The sequence below is a fragment of the Kitasatospora sp. NPDC004272 genome, assembly GCF_053603035.1.
Genome location: NZ_JBSGET010000005.1, coordinates 36,484 through 51,470 on the forward strand (window position 1 = coordinate 36,484; position 14,987 = coordinate 51,470).

General features: G+C 73.8%; 11 protein-coding genes. 9 read left to right on the plus strand and 2 right to left on the minus strand.

What is annotated here, in order from left to right; genetic code table 11:
• Window positions 1-75: 75 nt before the first annotated feature.
• The 9 genes from ACWEO5_RS03260 (at window position 76) to ACWEO5_RS03300 (ending at window position 12,198) form a co-directional block, all read left to right on the plus strand.
• Window positions 76-3,969, plus strand: a complete 3,894-nt coding sequence (locus ACWEO5_RS03260) for a DNA-directed RNA polymerase subunit beta' (protein WP_344552050.1) — start codon at window positions 76-78, stop codon at window positions 3,967-3,969.
• A gap of 173 nt (window positions 3,970-4,142) precedes the next feature.
• Entirely contained in the window at window positions 4,143-4,811 is a 669-nt protein-coding gene (locus ACWEO5_RS03265; RefSeq protein ID WP_452159658.1) for a DUF4097 family beta strand repeat-containing protein, read from the plus strand.
• A 102-nt stretch (window positions 4,812-4,913) separates the two neighbouring features.
• Window positions 4,914-6,368 (plus strand): WGR domain-containing protein, encoded by a 1,455-nt coding sequence (locus ACWEO5_RS03270; RefSeq protein ID WP_452159660.1) that lies wholly within the window; start codon window positions 4,914-4,916, stop codon window positions 6,366-6,368.
• A 102-nt stretch (window positions 6,369-6,470) separates the two neighbouring features.
• Window positions 6,471-7,643, plus strand: a complete 1,173-nt coding sequence (locus ACWEO5_RS03275) for a sensor histidine kinase (RefSeq protein ID WP_452159662.1) — start codon at window positions 6,471-6,473, stop codon at window positions 7,641-7,643.
• A 35-nt stretch (window positions 7,644-7,678) separates the two neighbouring features.
• Complete coding sequence (locus ACWEO5_RS03280; protein ID WP_452159664.1) at window positions 7,679-8,353, plus strand: response regulator; 675 nt, start codon at window positions 7,679-7,681, stop codon at window positions 8,351-8,353.
• A gap of 159 nt (window positions 8,354-8,512) precedes the next feature.
• Complete coding sequence (locus tag ACWEO5_RS03285; protein WP_452159666.1) at window positions 8,513-9,052, plus strand: hypothetical protein; 540 nt, start codon at window positions 8,513-8,515, stop codon at window positions 9,050-9,052.
• Between the two features lie 49 nt (window positions 9,053-9,101).
• Window positions 9,102-9,863: an SIR2 family NAD-dependent protein deacylase gene (locus tag ACWEO5_RS03290; RefSeq protein ID WP_344552041.1), complete on the plus strand. Its 762-nt coding sequence runs from the start codon at window positions 9,102-9,104 to the stop codon at window positions 9,861-9,863.
• A 74-nt stretch (window positions 9,864-9,937) separates the two neighbouring features.
• On the plus strand, window positions 9,938-11,188 hold the full coding sequence (locus tag ACWEO5_RS03295; protein WP_452159668.1) for a cytochrome P450: 1,251 nt from the start codon (window positions 9,938-9,940) through the stop codon (window positions 11,186-11,188).
• 14 nt (window positions 11,189-11,202) lie between these two features.
• Entirely contained in the window at window positions 11,203-12,198 is a 996-nt protein-coding gene (locus tag ACWEO5_RS03300) for an ADP-ribosylglycohydrolase family protein (protein WP_452159670.1), read from the plus strand.
• A gap of 198 nt (window positions 12,199-12,396) precedes the next feature.
• Here ACWEO5_RS03300 and ACWEO5_RS03305 read toward each other — a convergent pair whose 3' ends face one another.
• Together ACWEO5_RS03305 and ACWEO5_RS03310 are read right to left on the minus strand one after the other, a co-directional pair.
• Window positions 12,397-13,416 carry an ADP-ribosylglycohydrolase family protein gene (locus ACWEO5_RS03305; protein WP_452159672.1) on the minus strand — a complete coding sequence of 340 codons (1,020 nt, stop codon included), beginning with the start codon at window positions 13,414-13,416 and terminating at the stop codon, window positions 12,397-12,399.
• Window positions 13,417-13,447: 31 nt separating this feature from the next.
• Window positions 13,448-14,758, minus strand: coding sequence for a DUF2786 domain-containing protein (locus tag ACWEO5_RS03310; protein ID WP_452159674.1), 1,311 nt, complete (start codon window positions 14,756-14,758; stop codon window positions 13,448-13,450).
• Window positions 14,759-14,987 lie beyond the last annotated feature (229 nt).

Sequence of the window (14,987 nt, forward strand, 5' to 3'; positions counted from 1 at the left end):
AGGCCGGCCCGACCCCCAGGCCCCCCTCAGACCAACAGACAGACTCTCGAATCACGAAAGAGGGCTTGACGACCAGTGCTTGACGTCAACTTCTTCGACGAGCTCCGCATCGGACTGGCCACCGCCGACGACATCCGCCAGTGGTCGCACGGCGAGGTGAAGAAGCCGGAGACCATCAACTACCGCACGCTGAAGCCGGAAAAGGACGGCCTCTTCTGCGAGAAGATCTTCGGTCCCACCCGGGACTGGGAGTGCTACTGCGGCAAGTACAAGCGCGTCCGCTTCAAGGGCATCATCTGTGAGCGCTGCGGCGTCGAGGTGACCCGCGCCAAGGTGCGCCGCGAGCGGATGGGCCACATCGAGCTCGCCGCCCCGGTCACCCACATCTGGTACTTCAAGGGCGTCCCGTCCCGCCTGGGCTACCTGCTCGACCTGGCGCCGAAGGACCTCGAAAAGGTCATCTACTTCGCCGCCTACATGATCACCTGGGTGGACGACGAGCGCCGCCAGCGCGACCTCCCGTCCCTGGAGGCGCACGTCTCGGTCGAGCGCCAGCAGATCGAGAACCGGCGCGACGCCGACCTGGAGGCCCGGGCCAAGAAGGCCGAGTCCGACCTGGCCGAGCTGGAGGCCGAGGGCGCCAAGGCCGACGTGCGCCGCAAGGTGCGCGAGGGCGCCGAGCGCGAGATGAAGCAGCTGCGCGACCGCACGCAGCGCGAGATCGACCGCCTCGACGAGGTCTGGACCCGCTTCAAGAACCTCAAGGTCCAGGACCTGGAGGGCGACGAGCTGCTCTACCGCGAGCTGCGCGACCGCTTCGGCACCTACTTCTCCGGCTCGATGGGCGCCGCGGCCCTCAAGGACCGCCTGGAGTCCTTCGACCTGGGCGAGGAGGCCGAGCGCCTCCGCGAGATCATCCGCACCGGCAAGGGCCAGAAGAAGACCCGCGCGCTCAAGCGCCTCAAGGTCGTCTCCGCCTTCCTGCAGACCAGCAACAAGCCCAAGGGCATGGTGCTCGACTGCGTCCCGGTGATCCCGCCGGACCTGCGCCCGATGGTCCAGCTCGACGGTGGCCGCTTCGCCACCTCCGACCTGAACGACCTGTACCGCCGCGTCATCAACCGCAACAACCGCCTGAAGCGGCTTCTCGACCTCGGCGCGCCCGAGATCATCGTGAACAACGAGAAGCGCATGCTCCAGGAGGCGGTCGACGCGCTGTTCGACAACGGCCGTCGCGGCCGTCCGGTCACCGGCCCGGGCAACCGCCCGCTGAAGTCGCTGTCCGACATGCTCAAGGGCAAGCAGGGTCGTTTCCGCCAGAACCTGCTCGGCAAGCGCGTCGACTACTCGGCCCGTTCGGTCATCGTCGTCGGCCCGCAGCTCAAGCTGCACCAGTGCGGCCTGCCCAAGGCCATGGCGCTGGAGCTCTTCAAGCCGTTCGTGATGAAGCGCCTGGTCGACCTGAACCACGCGCAGAACATCAAGTCGGCCAAGCGCATGGTCGAGCGCGCCCGCCCCGTGGTGTGGGACGTCCTCGAAGAGGTCATCGCCGAGCACCCGGTGCTGCTGAACCGCGCGCCCACCCTGCACCGCCTCGGCATCCAGGCCTTCGAGCCGCAGCTGGTCGAGGGCAAGGCCATCCAGATCCACCCGCTCGTCTGCACCGCGTTCAACGCGGACTTCGACGGCGACCAGATGGCCGTGCACCTGCCGCTGTCCGCGGAGGCGCAGGCCGAGGCCCGCATCCTGATGCTGTCCTCGAACAACATCCTGAAGCCGGCCGACGGTCGCCCCGTCACCATGCCGACCCAGGACATGGTGCTGGGCCTGTTCTTCCTCACCTCGGACCGCGAGGAGGTCAAGGGCAAGGGCCGCTCCTTCTCCTCGACCGCCGAGGCGATCATGGCCTTCGACGCCCGCGAGCTGGACGTCCAGGCCCCGATCGACCTGCGGATGGCCGCCGGCACCGTCCCGCCGCGCGGCTGGACCCCGCCGGTGGACGAGGACGGGCAGCCGACCTGGCACGAGGGCGAGCCGTTCCGGATCACCACCACGCTGGGCCGGGCGCTCTTCAACGAGCTGCTCCCCGAGGACTACCCGTTCGTCGACTACGAGATCGGCAAGAAGCAGCTCTCGGCGATCGTCAACGACCTCGCCGAGCGCTACCCGAAGGTCGTCGTCGCTGCGGCGCTCGACAACCTGAAGGCGGCCGGCTTCCACTGGTCGACCCGTTCCGGTGTCACCGTCTCGATCTCGGACGTCATCGTCCCGCCGAGCAAGCCCGCCATCCTGGAGGGCTACGAGGCGCAGGCGGAGAAGGTCCAGCGCCAGTACGAGCGCGGTCTGATCACCGACAACGAGCGCAAGTCCGAGCTCATCGGCATCTGGACCCGCGCGACCAACGAGGTCGCCGACGCGATGGCCGCGAACTTCCCGAAGACGAACCCCATCTTCATGATGGTCGACTCGGGCGCGCGCGGAAACATGATGCAGATGCGTCAGATCGCCGGTATGCGTGGTCTGGTGTCGAACGCGAAGAACGAGACCATCGCGCGTCCCATCAAGGCCTCGTTCCGCGAGGGCCTGTCCGTGCTGGAGTACTTCATCTCCACCCACGGTGCCCGTAAGGGTCTGGCCGACACCGCGCTGCGCACCGCCGACTCGGGTTACCTGACCCGTCGTCTGGTGGACGTCTCGCAGGACGTGATCATCCGCGAGGAGGACTGCGGCACCGAGCGCGGCCTCAAGCTGTCGATCGGCTCGGTCGGCGCGGACGGCGTGCTGCGCAAGGCCGACGACGTCGAGACCAGCGTCTACGCCCGCATGCTCGCCGAGGACATCACCGTCGACGGCAAGCTGATCGCCACCGCCAACACCGACCTCGGCGACGTCCTGATGGACGAGCTGATCCGGCACGGCGTGAGCGAGGTCAAGGTCCGCTCGATCCTGACCTGCGAGTCCGCGGTCGGCACCTGTGCCTTCTGCTACGGCCGCTCGCTGGCCACCGGCAAGCTGGTCGACATCGGTGAGGCGGTCGGCATCATCGCCGCCCAGTCCATCGGTGAGCCCGGCACCCAGCTGACCATGCGCACCTTCCACACCGGTGGTGTGGCCGGTGACGACATCACCCAGGGTCTGCCCCGTGTCGTCGAGCTCTTCGAGGCCCGCACCCCCAAGGGTGTCGCCCCGATCTCGGAGGCCCAGGGCCGGGTCCGCATCGAGGACACCGAGAAGACCCGCAAGGTCGTCGTCACCCCCGACGACGGCAGCGACGAGATCGCCTACCCGGTCTCCAAGCGCGTCAAGCTGCTGGTCAGCGAGGGCGAGGCGGTCGAGGTCGGCCAGAAGCTGACCGTCGGCGCGACCAACCCGCACGACGTGCTGCGCATCATGGGCCAGCGTGCCGTCCAGATCCACCTGGTGGCCGAGGTCCAGAAGGTCTACAACTCGCAGGGCGTGTCGATCCACGACAAGCACATCGAGATCATCATCCGGCAGATGCTCCGCCGCGTGACGATCATCGAGTCGGGCGACGCCGAGCTGCTCCCGGGCGAGCTCGTCGAGCGCGGCCGCTTCGAGCAGGAGAACCGTCGCGTGGTCTCCGAGGGCGGCCACCCCGCCTCCGGTCGTCCGCAGCTGATGGGCATCACCAAGGCCTCGCTGGCCACCGAGTCCTGGCTGTCGGCCGCCTCCTTCCAGGAGACGACCCGGGTGCTCACCGACGCGGCGATCCACGCCAAGTCGGACCCGCTGCTGGGCCTCAAGGAGAACGTCATCCTCGGCAAGCTCATCCCGGCCGGTACGGGTCTGCCCCGCTACCGCAACATCCGGGTCGAGCCGACCGAGGAGGCCAAGGCCGCGATGTACTCGGCCGTCGGCTACGACGACTACGACCTGTCGCCGTTCGGCGCGGGCTCCGGCCAGGCCGTCCCGCTGGACGACTACGACTACGGCCCGTACACCGGCTGATCCTTCTGCCGGCTGCACCGCAGGGCGGTCACCCCACTCGGGGTGGCCGCCCTGCGGCGTTCCCGGGCCCCTGGGGGATCCCTCCCGGGACGGAGGGCGGGGAACCGCTCGCGGGAGGGAGGCGGGCGGGGGAGGGGCGCCGGGAGACTGGTGGGCGTCGAGAGGAGGCCGCGGTGCAGCGGTTGGTGGGGGCGGCGGCCGTCGTGGGGCTGCTGGCGGTCGGGGCGGTCGGCTGCGGGCCGTGGGACGAGCAGCGCAAGACCGTGTCGTACGAGGTGCCCGGGCGGGTCACCGAGCTGCGGGTGGACGGGGAGGTCGGCGGGATCGAGGTGACGGCCGGGGACGGGCCGGTGCGGGTGCTGGAGAGGCGCAACTGGCGGGACCGGGAGCCGCAGGCCACCCACGTGCTCGCCGACGGGGTGCTGGAGCTGACGTACTCCTGCTCGCGGTGCGGGATCGGGTACGAGGTGCGGGTGCCCGCCGGGACGGTGCTGCGGCTGAAGGAGACCACCGGGGGCATCCGGGTGCACGGCCTGAGCGGGGACGTCACCGCGGAGGCGGTCACCGGGGGCGTGGAAGCGACCGGGCTGCGCAGCGCCGACGTCACGCTGAAGTCCGGGACCGGGGGCGTGTCGGCCCGGTTCGCGGCGGCGCCGACCCGGGCCGAACTGCGCACCGGGACCGGCGGGGTGCAGCTGACCGTGCCCGCCGGCGAGGCGTACGAGGTGGACGCGCACGCCTCGACGGGCGGCACCGAGGTGAGCGTGCCCTCGCAGGCCGGGGCCGCGCACGCGCTGGTCGCCCGGGCGGACACCGGCGGCGTGCAGGTCCGCACCGGCTGATCGCCAACTGTCGGTGCCGGGCCGTAGGTTGGGCGGTGTCGGCAGGTGGCGAGGGCCCCGCCGGCACCCCTCCGAACTCTGTGCCCGAAAGGGGCGTCGGCCATGTCCGCCACCGTTTCCGCGGAACCGCAGGTGACCTACCTGGAACTCTCCGAGGACGAGGGGAGCGCCCACAAGTTCTACGAAGTCACGGTCAAGGAAGCCGAGTTGACGATCCGCTACGGCCGGATCGGCGAACCGGGCACCACCAAGTCCACGGTCTGCGCGAGCGCCGAGAAGGCCGCCGCGCAGGCCGCCAGGAAGATCGGCGAGAAGGTCCGCAAGGGCTACGCCCCGGCCGTCCCGGGCGTGCGCCAGCGCCGCTCGGTGACCCGCCGACAGATCACCTCGACCCGCTCCACCGCCCGCCAGGCGCCGCTGCTGTGGCGCTTCCGCTCCGGCTCGCCCGCGTTCGGGGTGTACGTCGGGGAGGAGCACGCCTGGGTCGGCAACGAGCAGGGCGACGTCTACACGCTGACCACCGACGGGCAGGTCACCGGCCGGTTCGGGCTGCCCGACGGCGTCAAGTGCATCGTCGCCGACGACTGGTGGATCTACGCGGGCTGCGACGACGGCAAGGTGTACGACCTCGGCGGGAAGGTGCCGCGGGTGGCGTACGAGATCGCCCAGGACGTGGACATCTACTGGCTGGACATCCACGACGGGGTGCTCGGCGTCGCCGACGAGCGCGGCGGCCTGACCACCGTCGACCACGAGGACGAGTTCCAGTGGCGCCGCAACGCCCAGGGCTCGTCCGGCTGGATGGTGCGCTGCGACGCCGAGTCGGTCTACCACGGCTGGTCGGCGGGCGTCGCCCGGTACGCCAAGCGCGGCGGCGACCAGCTCTGGCACACCCGGACCAAGGGCGCGGTGCTGTTCGGCTGGCAGGAGCGGGACGAGGTGTTCGCGGGCACCTCGCAGGGCTGGGTGCACCGGCTGCGCAAGGCCGACGGCTCGGAGGCCGCCGCGTACAAGTGCGACGCCGCGGTGTTCTCCTGCGCGGCCTCCCCCGACGGGGAGTTCGTGTTCGCGGGCGACAACCACTCGTCCGTCTACTGCTTCGCCGCCGACGGCACCCGGCTGTGGAAGCTGGGCACCGGCTGCGGCTCGGCGTACAGCATGCAGTACCGGGACGGGCGGCTGTACCTGGTCACCACCGACGGCTCGCTGGCCTGCCTGGACGCCTCGCAGGGCGCCGTGCTGGCCGCCGAGCAGGGCACCCTGCCGGTCACCGCCGAGGTGAGCGGCAGCGGCGTCGAGCGGGTGGCGGCGGGCGCCGAGCTGGAGACGGTCAGCGTCGCCGCGGCGGCCTCCGGCTCCGGCGTCGAGGTGGAGTGCGTGGCTGAGGGCGGCCGGCTGCGGGTGCGGGTGGTGACGCCCGGGTACGACGCCGCGCTGCGGGTGCAGTTCCCGAAGGACGTCCGGATCGCCGGGGCCAGGTACCTGGTCGCCGAGGTGCGCCGGTCCGAGTCCGGCGGGTTCTACCGGGCGCGCGGAGAGATCAAGCGGCTGCTGTGAGGCCCTGAGCCCGCGCAGGGGACGCTCCCGGCCGGGGGCGCCCCCTCGTGCGTGCGGGAGGGCGGTGCGGCGGCCGTCCGACGGTGCGAGAGGATGCGCGGCATGGGGACGTGGGGCACGTGGACGGACGGGCTGCTGGCCCGGGGGCGGGCCCGGCCCCGGCTGGTGAACGGGGTGCTGGTGGCGCTGGCCGTCGGCGTCTCGCTGTGGGGGGTGTACACCGACCGGATCCCCTCCGAACGGCAGTGGTGGGCCTACGCGTTGGCGCTGGCCGGCTCGCTGCCGCTGTGGTGGCGGCAGCGGGCGCCGTGGGTGGTGCTGCTGGCCTGCACGGTGCCCACCGCGCTGCTGTCGGCGTTCGCGCACTTCGCGATGCCGCAGATCCAGCTCGCCATGGCGATCGCCGTCTACACCGTCGCCGACCGCGGCCGGGACTGGCAGCGCGCCGTGCTGCTGGCCTGCGCGGTGCTCGGCAACGTGTACGGCACCCGGTCGTTCGACGGCATGCTGTTCAGCCTGGTGGTGTCGGTCGGCAGCTTCGTGCTCGGCTCGCTGGTGCGGGAGCTGCGCCGGCTGGCGGGCGTCGAGGCCGAACGGGCCCGGCAGGCCGGGCTGCGGGCGGCCAGCGACGCCGCCCGGGCGGTCGCCGAGGAGCGGGCCAGGATCGCCCGCGAGATGCACGACATCCTCGCCCACGCGGTCTCCCTGATGGTGATCCAGGCCGAGGCCGGGCCGCTGGTGGTGCACGGCGAGCCCGAACGGGCGATCCGCGCCTTCGACGCCATCGCCGACTCCGGGCGCGACGCGATGGTCCAACTGCGGCGGGTGCTCGGCGTGCTGAAGGAGGACGGCGCGGCGCCCGCGCTCGCCCCGCAGCCCCGGCTGGCGGAGCTCGCCGGCGTCCTGCAGCGGGTCCGCGACTCCGGGGTGGCGGTGGACGCCGAGATCGAGGAGGCCGGGCCCGCCGAGGTGCAGGCCGCGGCCTTCCGGATCGTCCAGGAGGCGCTCACCAACGTGGTCAAGCACGCCGGGGCCCGGCACGTCACCGTCCGGGTCGCCGTCCGCGCAGGCGCCCGGCTGGCCGTCGAGGTCGCCGACGACGGCACCGGCCCGGCCCCCGTGCCGGTCGGCGCGGGCGTCGACGGGCGCTCCGGCGGGCGCGGCCTGCTCTCCATCCGGGAACGCGCCGCGGCCTGCGGCGGCAGCGCGGAGACCGGGCCGCGCGCCGACGGGACCGGCTACCGGGTGGCGGCCGTACTGCCGCTCGGCGGCTGAGCAGTTCGAGGCAATTCATTGGAGGGGAACGAGAGTTGACCATACGAGTGGTGATCGCCGACGACCAGGAGCTGGTCCGGGCCGGGTTCGGCATGATCCTCGACGCGCAGCCCGACATCGAGGTGGTCGCCGAGGCCGGGGACGGGCAGCAGGCCGTCGACGCCGTCCGCGAACACGCCCCCGACGTCCTGCTGCTGGACGTCCGGATGCCCGTGATGGACGGCCTGGAGGCGGCCCGCCGGGTCTGCGCCGGGCACCCTGCGTGCAAGGTGATCATGCTGACCACCTTCGACGTCGACGACTACGTCTTCGACGCGCTGTACGCCGGGGCCAGCGGCTTCCTGCTCAAGGACGTCCGCCGCGACGACCTCGCCCACGCCGTCCGGGTCGTCCACTCCGGCGAGGCGCTGCTCGCCCCGTCCGTCACCCGCCGGGTCATCGGCGAGGTCACCGCCCGCAAGGCGGCCGGCCCGCTGACCGTCTCCCGGCCGCTCGGCCGGCTGCTGGACTCGCTCACCGCCCGGGAGGTGGAGACCCTGCGGCTGGTCGCCCGGGGCATGTCCAACGCCGAGATCGCCGCCGAACTGGTGGTCAGCGAGCACACCGTGAAGACGCACGTCAGCAACCTGCTGCAGAAGCTCGGCCTGCGCGACCGCGTCCACGCCGTGGTGTTCGCCTACGAGGCGGGGGCCGTCACGGCGGGGGAGTAGCCGCTCCTCCGCACGGGGGACACCCGGATCTCACCGGCGCGGGGGAGGCGCCCGGCGGCCCGCGGCGGCAGAGTCGTGGGTGCCGGGAAGGGCACTCTCACAAGGGGGTTGGGACAGATGGTGACAGGGCGTCGGGCACTGGGATGGTCGGCCGGACTGATGGCGGTCTACGGAGCGGTGCGGCTGCTGCCGGGCTCCCGCGACGTGGGCCCCGGCTGGACGGCGGGGCACCTGGCGCTGTTCGCCGCGCTGGCCCTGCTGGGCATCGGCCTGGTCGAACTGTGGCGGCTGGGCGGCCGGGCCTCGCGGTGGGGCCGGGGCTGGCTGGCGGTGGGCTGGGCGGGCGTCGCCGCCGGACTGGCCCAGGCCGGCATCGACCTGTACGCGAACGCGGTCTCCGCCGACCGGGCCGCCCGCTCGGCGGTGTTCGACCGGGTCCAGTCCGTCCCCGGGGTGCGGCCGGTGGTGTACGACGTGGTGCCGATGCTGCTGTACGTCGGCCTGATCGCGCTGCTGGTCCGGCTGGCCCTGCGCCGCGCCGCGCCCTGGTGGAGCCCCGCCCTGGTGCTGCTGGGCACCCTGGCGATGGGCGCCTCGCTGGACTACCTGGCGGTCGGCGCGGTGCTGTACCTGGTCGCGTTCCTGCCGGTGCTGACCGGCGGCCGCGGGCGGCCGCGGGCCGCGTCCGCCGGGGCGTGAGGGGTTAACCGGTGGCCGGGCGCCGAACGCGGCCCGTACGCTCCGGGGCATGACTGGGAGCACGGCCGGGAAGCGGCCGCTGGTGGCGGTGTTGACGGGGGCGGGCATCTCCACGGACTCGGGGATCCCCGACTACCGCGGCCCGCAGGGGCTCTGGCAGCGCGACCCGAGCGCGCAGGAACTGGTGACGATCGGCCCCTACCTGGCCGACCCCGAGGTGCGCCGCCGGGCCTGGCTGATGCGCCGGGACGCCGGGGCGATCGGCGCCGAACCCAACGCCGGCCACCGGGCGCTGGTCGAACTGGAACGGGCCGGCGTCCCCGTGCGGGTGCTCACCCAGAACGTCGACGGCCTGCACCAGGCCGCCGGCCTCCCGGCCCGCAAGGTGATCGAACTGCACGGCAGCGCCACCGAGGTGCAGTGCACGGACTGCCGGGCGCCCGGCCCGATGGCGGCCGCCCTGGCCCGGCTCGCCGCGGGCGAGGACGACCCGGACTGCGAGCAGTGCGGCGGCGTGCTGCGGCCGCGCACCGTGATGTTCGGCGAGGCGCTGGACGAACGGGTGCTGGCCCAGGCGGACGCCGTCGCCAAGAACTGCCAGGTGTTCCTGGCGGTCGGCAGCTCGCTCCAGGTGCACCCGGCGGCGCTGCTGCCGCGGATCGCGCTGGAGCACGACGCGCGGCTGATCGTGGTCAACGGCGAGCCCACGCCCTGGGACTGGGCCGCGCACGAGGTGATCCGGACGCCCATCTCGCAGGCGCTCCCGGAACTGGTGGCCCGGCTGGTGGACGGCGACCTGTCCCGGGTCTGACCGGCGCCGAGCACCGGCGCTACCCGGCTCGGCGGCGCTGCCCGGCGCTCCCCGGCCCGGCGGGCCGACGTAGCATGGCGGCCCGACGAGCAGGCGAGCAGGGGAGCAGCCCAGTGACGACCGACGCCTTCGACCCCTGGTCGCCCGCCTTCGTGGCCCACCCCTACCCGGCCTACGCCGGGCTGCGCGAGCGGGCGCCCGTCCACTACCACCCGCCCACCGGCCAGTGGCTGGTCTCCCGGTACGCCGACGTCAACGCGCTGCTGCGGGACCGCCGGCTCGGCCGCACCTACACCCACCGCTTCACCCACCAGGAGTTCGGCCGCCCCGCGCCCGACCCGGCGCACGAACCGTTCCACACCCTCAACGACCACGGCCTGCTCGACCTGGAGGGCCCCGACCACACCCGGATCCGCCGCCTGGTCTCCAAGGCGTTCACCCCGCGGATGGTCGAGTCGCTGCGCCCCACCGTCCGGCGGCTGGCCGGCGAACTCGTCGACGGCCTGCTCGCCGACGGCGGCGGCGACCTGATCGCCCGGGTCGCCGAACCGCTGCCGGTCGCCGTGATCGCCGAGATGCTGGGCGTCCCCGAGTCCGACCGGCACCTGCTGCGCCCATGGTCCGCCGACATCACCGGCATGTTCGAACTCCACCCCGGCCCGGAGACCGCCCGCCGCGCCGTCACCGCCAGCCTCGAATTCTCCGCCTACCTGCGGGAACTGATCCGCCGCCGCCGGGCCGAACCCGGCCCCGACCTGATCAGCGCCCTCGCCCGGGCCGCCGAGGACGGGCAGGTGCTCAGCGAACAGGAGATGGTCTCCACCTGCGTCCTGCTGCTCAACGCCGGACACGAGGCCACCGTCAACACCACCGGCAACGGCTGGCTCGCCCTGTTCCGCAACCCCGGCGAACTCGCCCGCCTGCGCGGCGCGGTGGACGAACTGCTGCCCACCGCCGTCGAGGAACTCATGCGCTACGACACCCCGCTGCAGATGTTCGAACGCTGGGTGCTGGACGACGTCGAGGTGGCCGGCACGCACGTCCCGCGCGGCGCCGAGGTCGCCCTGCTGTTCGGCTCCGCCAACCGCGACCCCGACCGCTTCGCCGACCCCGACCGGCTCGACCTCGGCCGCACCGACAACCCGCACCTCAGCTTCGGCGCCGGAATCCACTTCTGCCTCGGCGCCCCGCTCGCCAGAATGGAACTCACCGAGTCCTACGGCGCACTGCTCCGCCGGGCCCCCGGGCTGACGCTGCTGCGCGAACCCGAGTGGCGCCCCGGCTACGTGATCCGCGGACTCGAACAGCTACTGGTCGAGGTCTGAGAAGGGAGCGCGCGATGCGACGGGCGACGGGAGCGATGCTGGGACTGGCGATCGGCGACGCCCTGGGCAAGCGCACCGAGTTCCTGAACCTCGACGAGATCCGGCTGCTCAGCCCCGACTGGCGGCAGCTCCCGCTCCCGAAGCAGGCCCAGGTCACCGACGACACCCAGATGACCCTGGCCCTCGCCCGCGCCCTGCGCGACGCCCTCGCCGAGGGCCCGCTCGTCCCGCCGCGCCTCGAACTCCCGCTGCGCGAGGAGTTCGTGGACTGGTGGCGCTCCCCGGACAACAACCGCGCCCCCGGCATGACCTGCCTGCGCTCCTGCTCCCGGCTCTCCACCGGCCGGCCCTGGCAGGACGCCAGCGACCTCGGCTCCAAGGGCTGCGGCGCGAACATGCGGGTCGCCCCGCTCGGTCTGGTCCGCGAGCTGACCGACCGCCAGGTGGCCGGCGCCGCCCAGCTGCAGTCCGGCCTCACCCACGGCCACCCCACCGCGCTCGCCGCCAGCGAACTCACCGCCTTCACCGTCCGCTGGCTCGCCCAGGGCGCCGACCCCGCCGAACTCCCCGCCCGGCTGCGCGCCCACGCCCGCGAACAGCGCACCCGCTACGACGAGTTCTGGCTCGGCGACCTCGCCTCCCGGGACCACTTCGGCTCCCCGGAGGAGTTCATCGCCCGCGGCTGGGACGAGAGCCTGCACGCCCTCGACCGGCTCGACGCGGCGCTCGCGGCGGGGGACGGCGACGCCGACCCGTGCGAGCGCACCGGCGCCGGCTGGGTCGCCGAAGAAGCCTTCGCCGGCGCGCTGCTCTGCTTCCTGCTGTTCCCCGACGACCCGGTCGCCGCGGTCCGCCGCGCGGCGGTCTCCTCCGGCGACTCCGACTCCCTCGCCTGCCTGGCCGGAGCCTTCGCCGGCGCCCACCGCGGCGCGGACGCCTGGCCGCGGGACTGGGCCGACCGGATCGAGTACCGCGAGGAACTGCTCGCCTTCGGCGCGCTCTGGGACTGACAGGAGCACCGCCAGGGGCTCGGGGAACGGCGAGGCCGTGACTGCTGGCGGTTCACTGGCGTTGCGTGCCATCGGCTTCTGGTTCCTGTTACGGCACGCAGCAGCCCGGACCTTCGATGGGCTCCGGCCACCAGCAACACGGACCCGCCGTTCCCCGGGCCCCTGAATGCGCGCACTCTGTCGGGCCCCCGGCGGGGCTCAGCGCGGGTAGCGGGCGTCCAGGGTGGTGCGGTCGCCGCCGGCGAACGCGGTGACCAGGTCGTCGGCGACCTGGAGGATCACCTCGCGGCCCTCCACCAGCGCGCACCAGTCGGCGGGAAGGCCGTCGAGGCCGTACAGCGCGCCCACCAGGTTGCCGCACACCGCGCCGGTGGAGTCGCTGTCGCCCGAGTGGTTCACCGACAGCACCAGCGCCTCCCGGGCGTCCGCGCCGGCCAGGGCCGCGTACACGGCGACGGCCAGGCACTCCTCGGCGACCCAGCCGAGGCCGACCCGCTCCACCGCCTCCGCGCTGCCCGGGCCCTCCGCGGCGATCCGCAGCGCCCGGCGCAGGGCGTCGCCGGTCTCCCGGCCGCGGGGCTGCGCGTCGACCTGGGCGAGCACCGCGTCGAGCGCCGGGCGCAGCGGCGTCCCGGCCGCGACCCGGGCGATCAGGGCCGCGAAGGCGCCGGCCGCGAGGTAGCCGGTGGGATGGCCGTGAGTCAGCTGCGCGGCCACGGCGGCCTGCTGGAACGCCTGCTGCGGGTCCAGCCCGACCAGGCCGAACGGCGCCGAGCGCATCACCGTGCCGCAGCCCTTGGAGTTCGGGTTCACCGGGCCGTCCTGGCCGAACGGGGCGGCGGGCCGGTAGTCGGTGGCCACGCCGGTGGTGCAGGCGTTGCCGGGGGCCCGCGAGGCGTACAGGAAGTCCTGGGCGGCCAGCCAGCCGTCCGGGTCGCGCAGCGGCTCCGGCAGCCGCTGGGTGAGGAACCAGCGCCGGTAGGCGGCGTGCAGGTCCTCCGGGCGGCCGCCGCGCAGCAGGCCCTCCGCGGTGAACAGGGTCATCTGGGTGTCGTCGGTGACCTGGCCGCCGCGGTCGGCGGCGGCCAGGTCGGTCAGCCCGGCCGGACCGTACTCGGCCCGGATCAGCTCCAGCCGCCGGAACTCGACCGGCCAGCCCAGGGCGTCGCCCACCGCGCCGCCGAGCAGCGAACCCCGTACCCGTGCCGTGAAGTCCATCGGTGTCCCCCCGTGCGGAGCTGACGCGCAGTCAGCGTTCGATGCGTCCCGAGCCGCGGTGCAGGGAGGCCCGGTCGGCGGCGGCCCGGCCCTCGGCCCAGCCCTCGCCGTCGCTCACCCGCACCCGCTGCGACACGAGCTTGGGGAACATTCTTCCCACAGCGTCGTCGACGGCCTCCGCCCGGGCCGCCAGTACGGGCAGCAGGCCGCCCGCCGGAACGGCCGGCAGCGCGCCGCCGTCATCGTCCGCCCCGACCCCGGCGCCGTCGGTGCGCCCCGCAGCGGCGTCCTCGGCGGCCCGCTCGGTGGCCCGCTCGGTGGCGTCCGCCAGCCGCTCCCGGATCCGCGCCGCGTACGCGACCAGGAAGGACTGCCGGAACGCCTTGGTGCGGGCCGCGCCGTCCTTGTGCTTGCGGCTGCCCGCCCGGTGCATCGCCGAGGTCGCCTGCACCAGCAGCGAGGTGTAGAGCAGTTCGACCGCGTCCAGGTCGGCGTCGAAGCCGATCACCGTGCAGAACCCGAACTCCTTCGCCCACACCACCCGGCACCGGTTCGCCGCCGCCACCGCGTCCAGCAGCATCGTCTTCGGGCCCTCGTACGGGTTGTCCACGCCGATCCGGACCGCCGCCGGGTCGTCCGCGGCCCGGCCGCCGCCCGCCGCCAGCAGCGCCTCGTCGATCGAGTGCCGGGCCATCAGCTCCTGGGCCTTCGCGGTCAGCGCCTCCGCCTCGTCCGGGAACCCGGTGGACTCGGCCTTCGCCAGCAGCGCCCGGATCCGGCCCAGCATCCGCGGCTCGTCCGCGCGCGGCGCCCCCGTCCCCGCCCGGGGCGCGGTCCGGCCGGGCGCCGGGCCCACCGGCTGGACGGGCGGCAGCAGCGCCCAGGCCCGCAGCAGCTCCAGCGCCGCCGTGGCCAGCGCGAACCGGTCCAGTCGGTGCCGGGCCGCGAACTCCGGCAGGTACGCCTCGTCGGACGGCCACCACGGGTGCGCGTCCAACTCCCGCAACTGCTCCCGCCAGCGCCGGTCCAGCGCCGCCGCGGGGTACTGCCGGGCCTCCGCCGCGATCAGGTCGGCCGCCAGCGCGACCTGCACCGGGCCCAGCTCCCGCCGGGCCACCCGCACCAGGTCGGCGGGCTGCCACCCGGCCGCCCAGCAGCGCGCCACCGAACGCTCCGCCGCCCCGAGCAGCGCCCGGCTCACCGCGGGCCACCGCTCCGCCGAGGCCGCCAGCAGCGAGGCGGCCCCGTCCACCACGTACTCCAGCCCCCCGGCCGGCGCGCCCGCCACCCGGGCCACCGCCTCCGCCACCAGCTCGTCCACGGGCTGATCGGTGCTGGTCACGGCGGTTCCTGCTTCCTGCGGGGGAGGGGAGGGGACGCCCTCCATGATGCCGGAGCGCGAACGCGAAGCCAGGAGCTCGGCAGAGCGCGCATTCAGGGGCCCGGGGAACGGCGGCTCGATGCTGCTGACGGCCGGAGCCCATCGATGTGTCCGTGCTGCTGCCTGCCTGAAACAGAACCCGAAGCGGCGGCGCCCAACGGCAGTGCACCGCCAGCAGCCACGGCCTCGC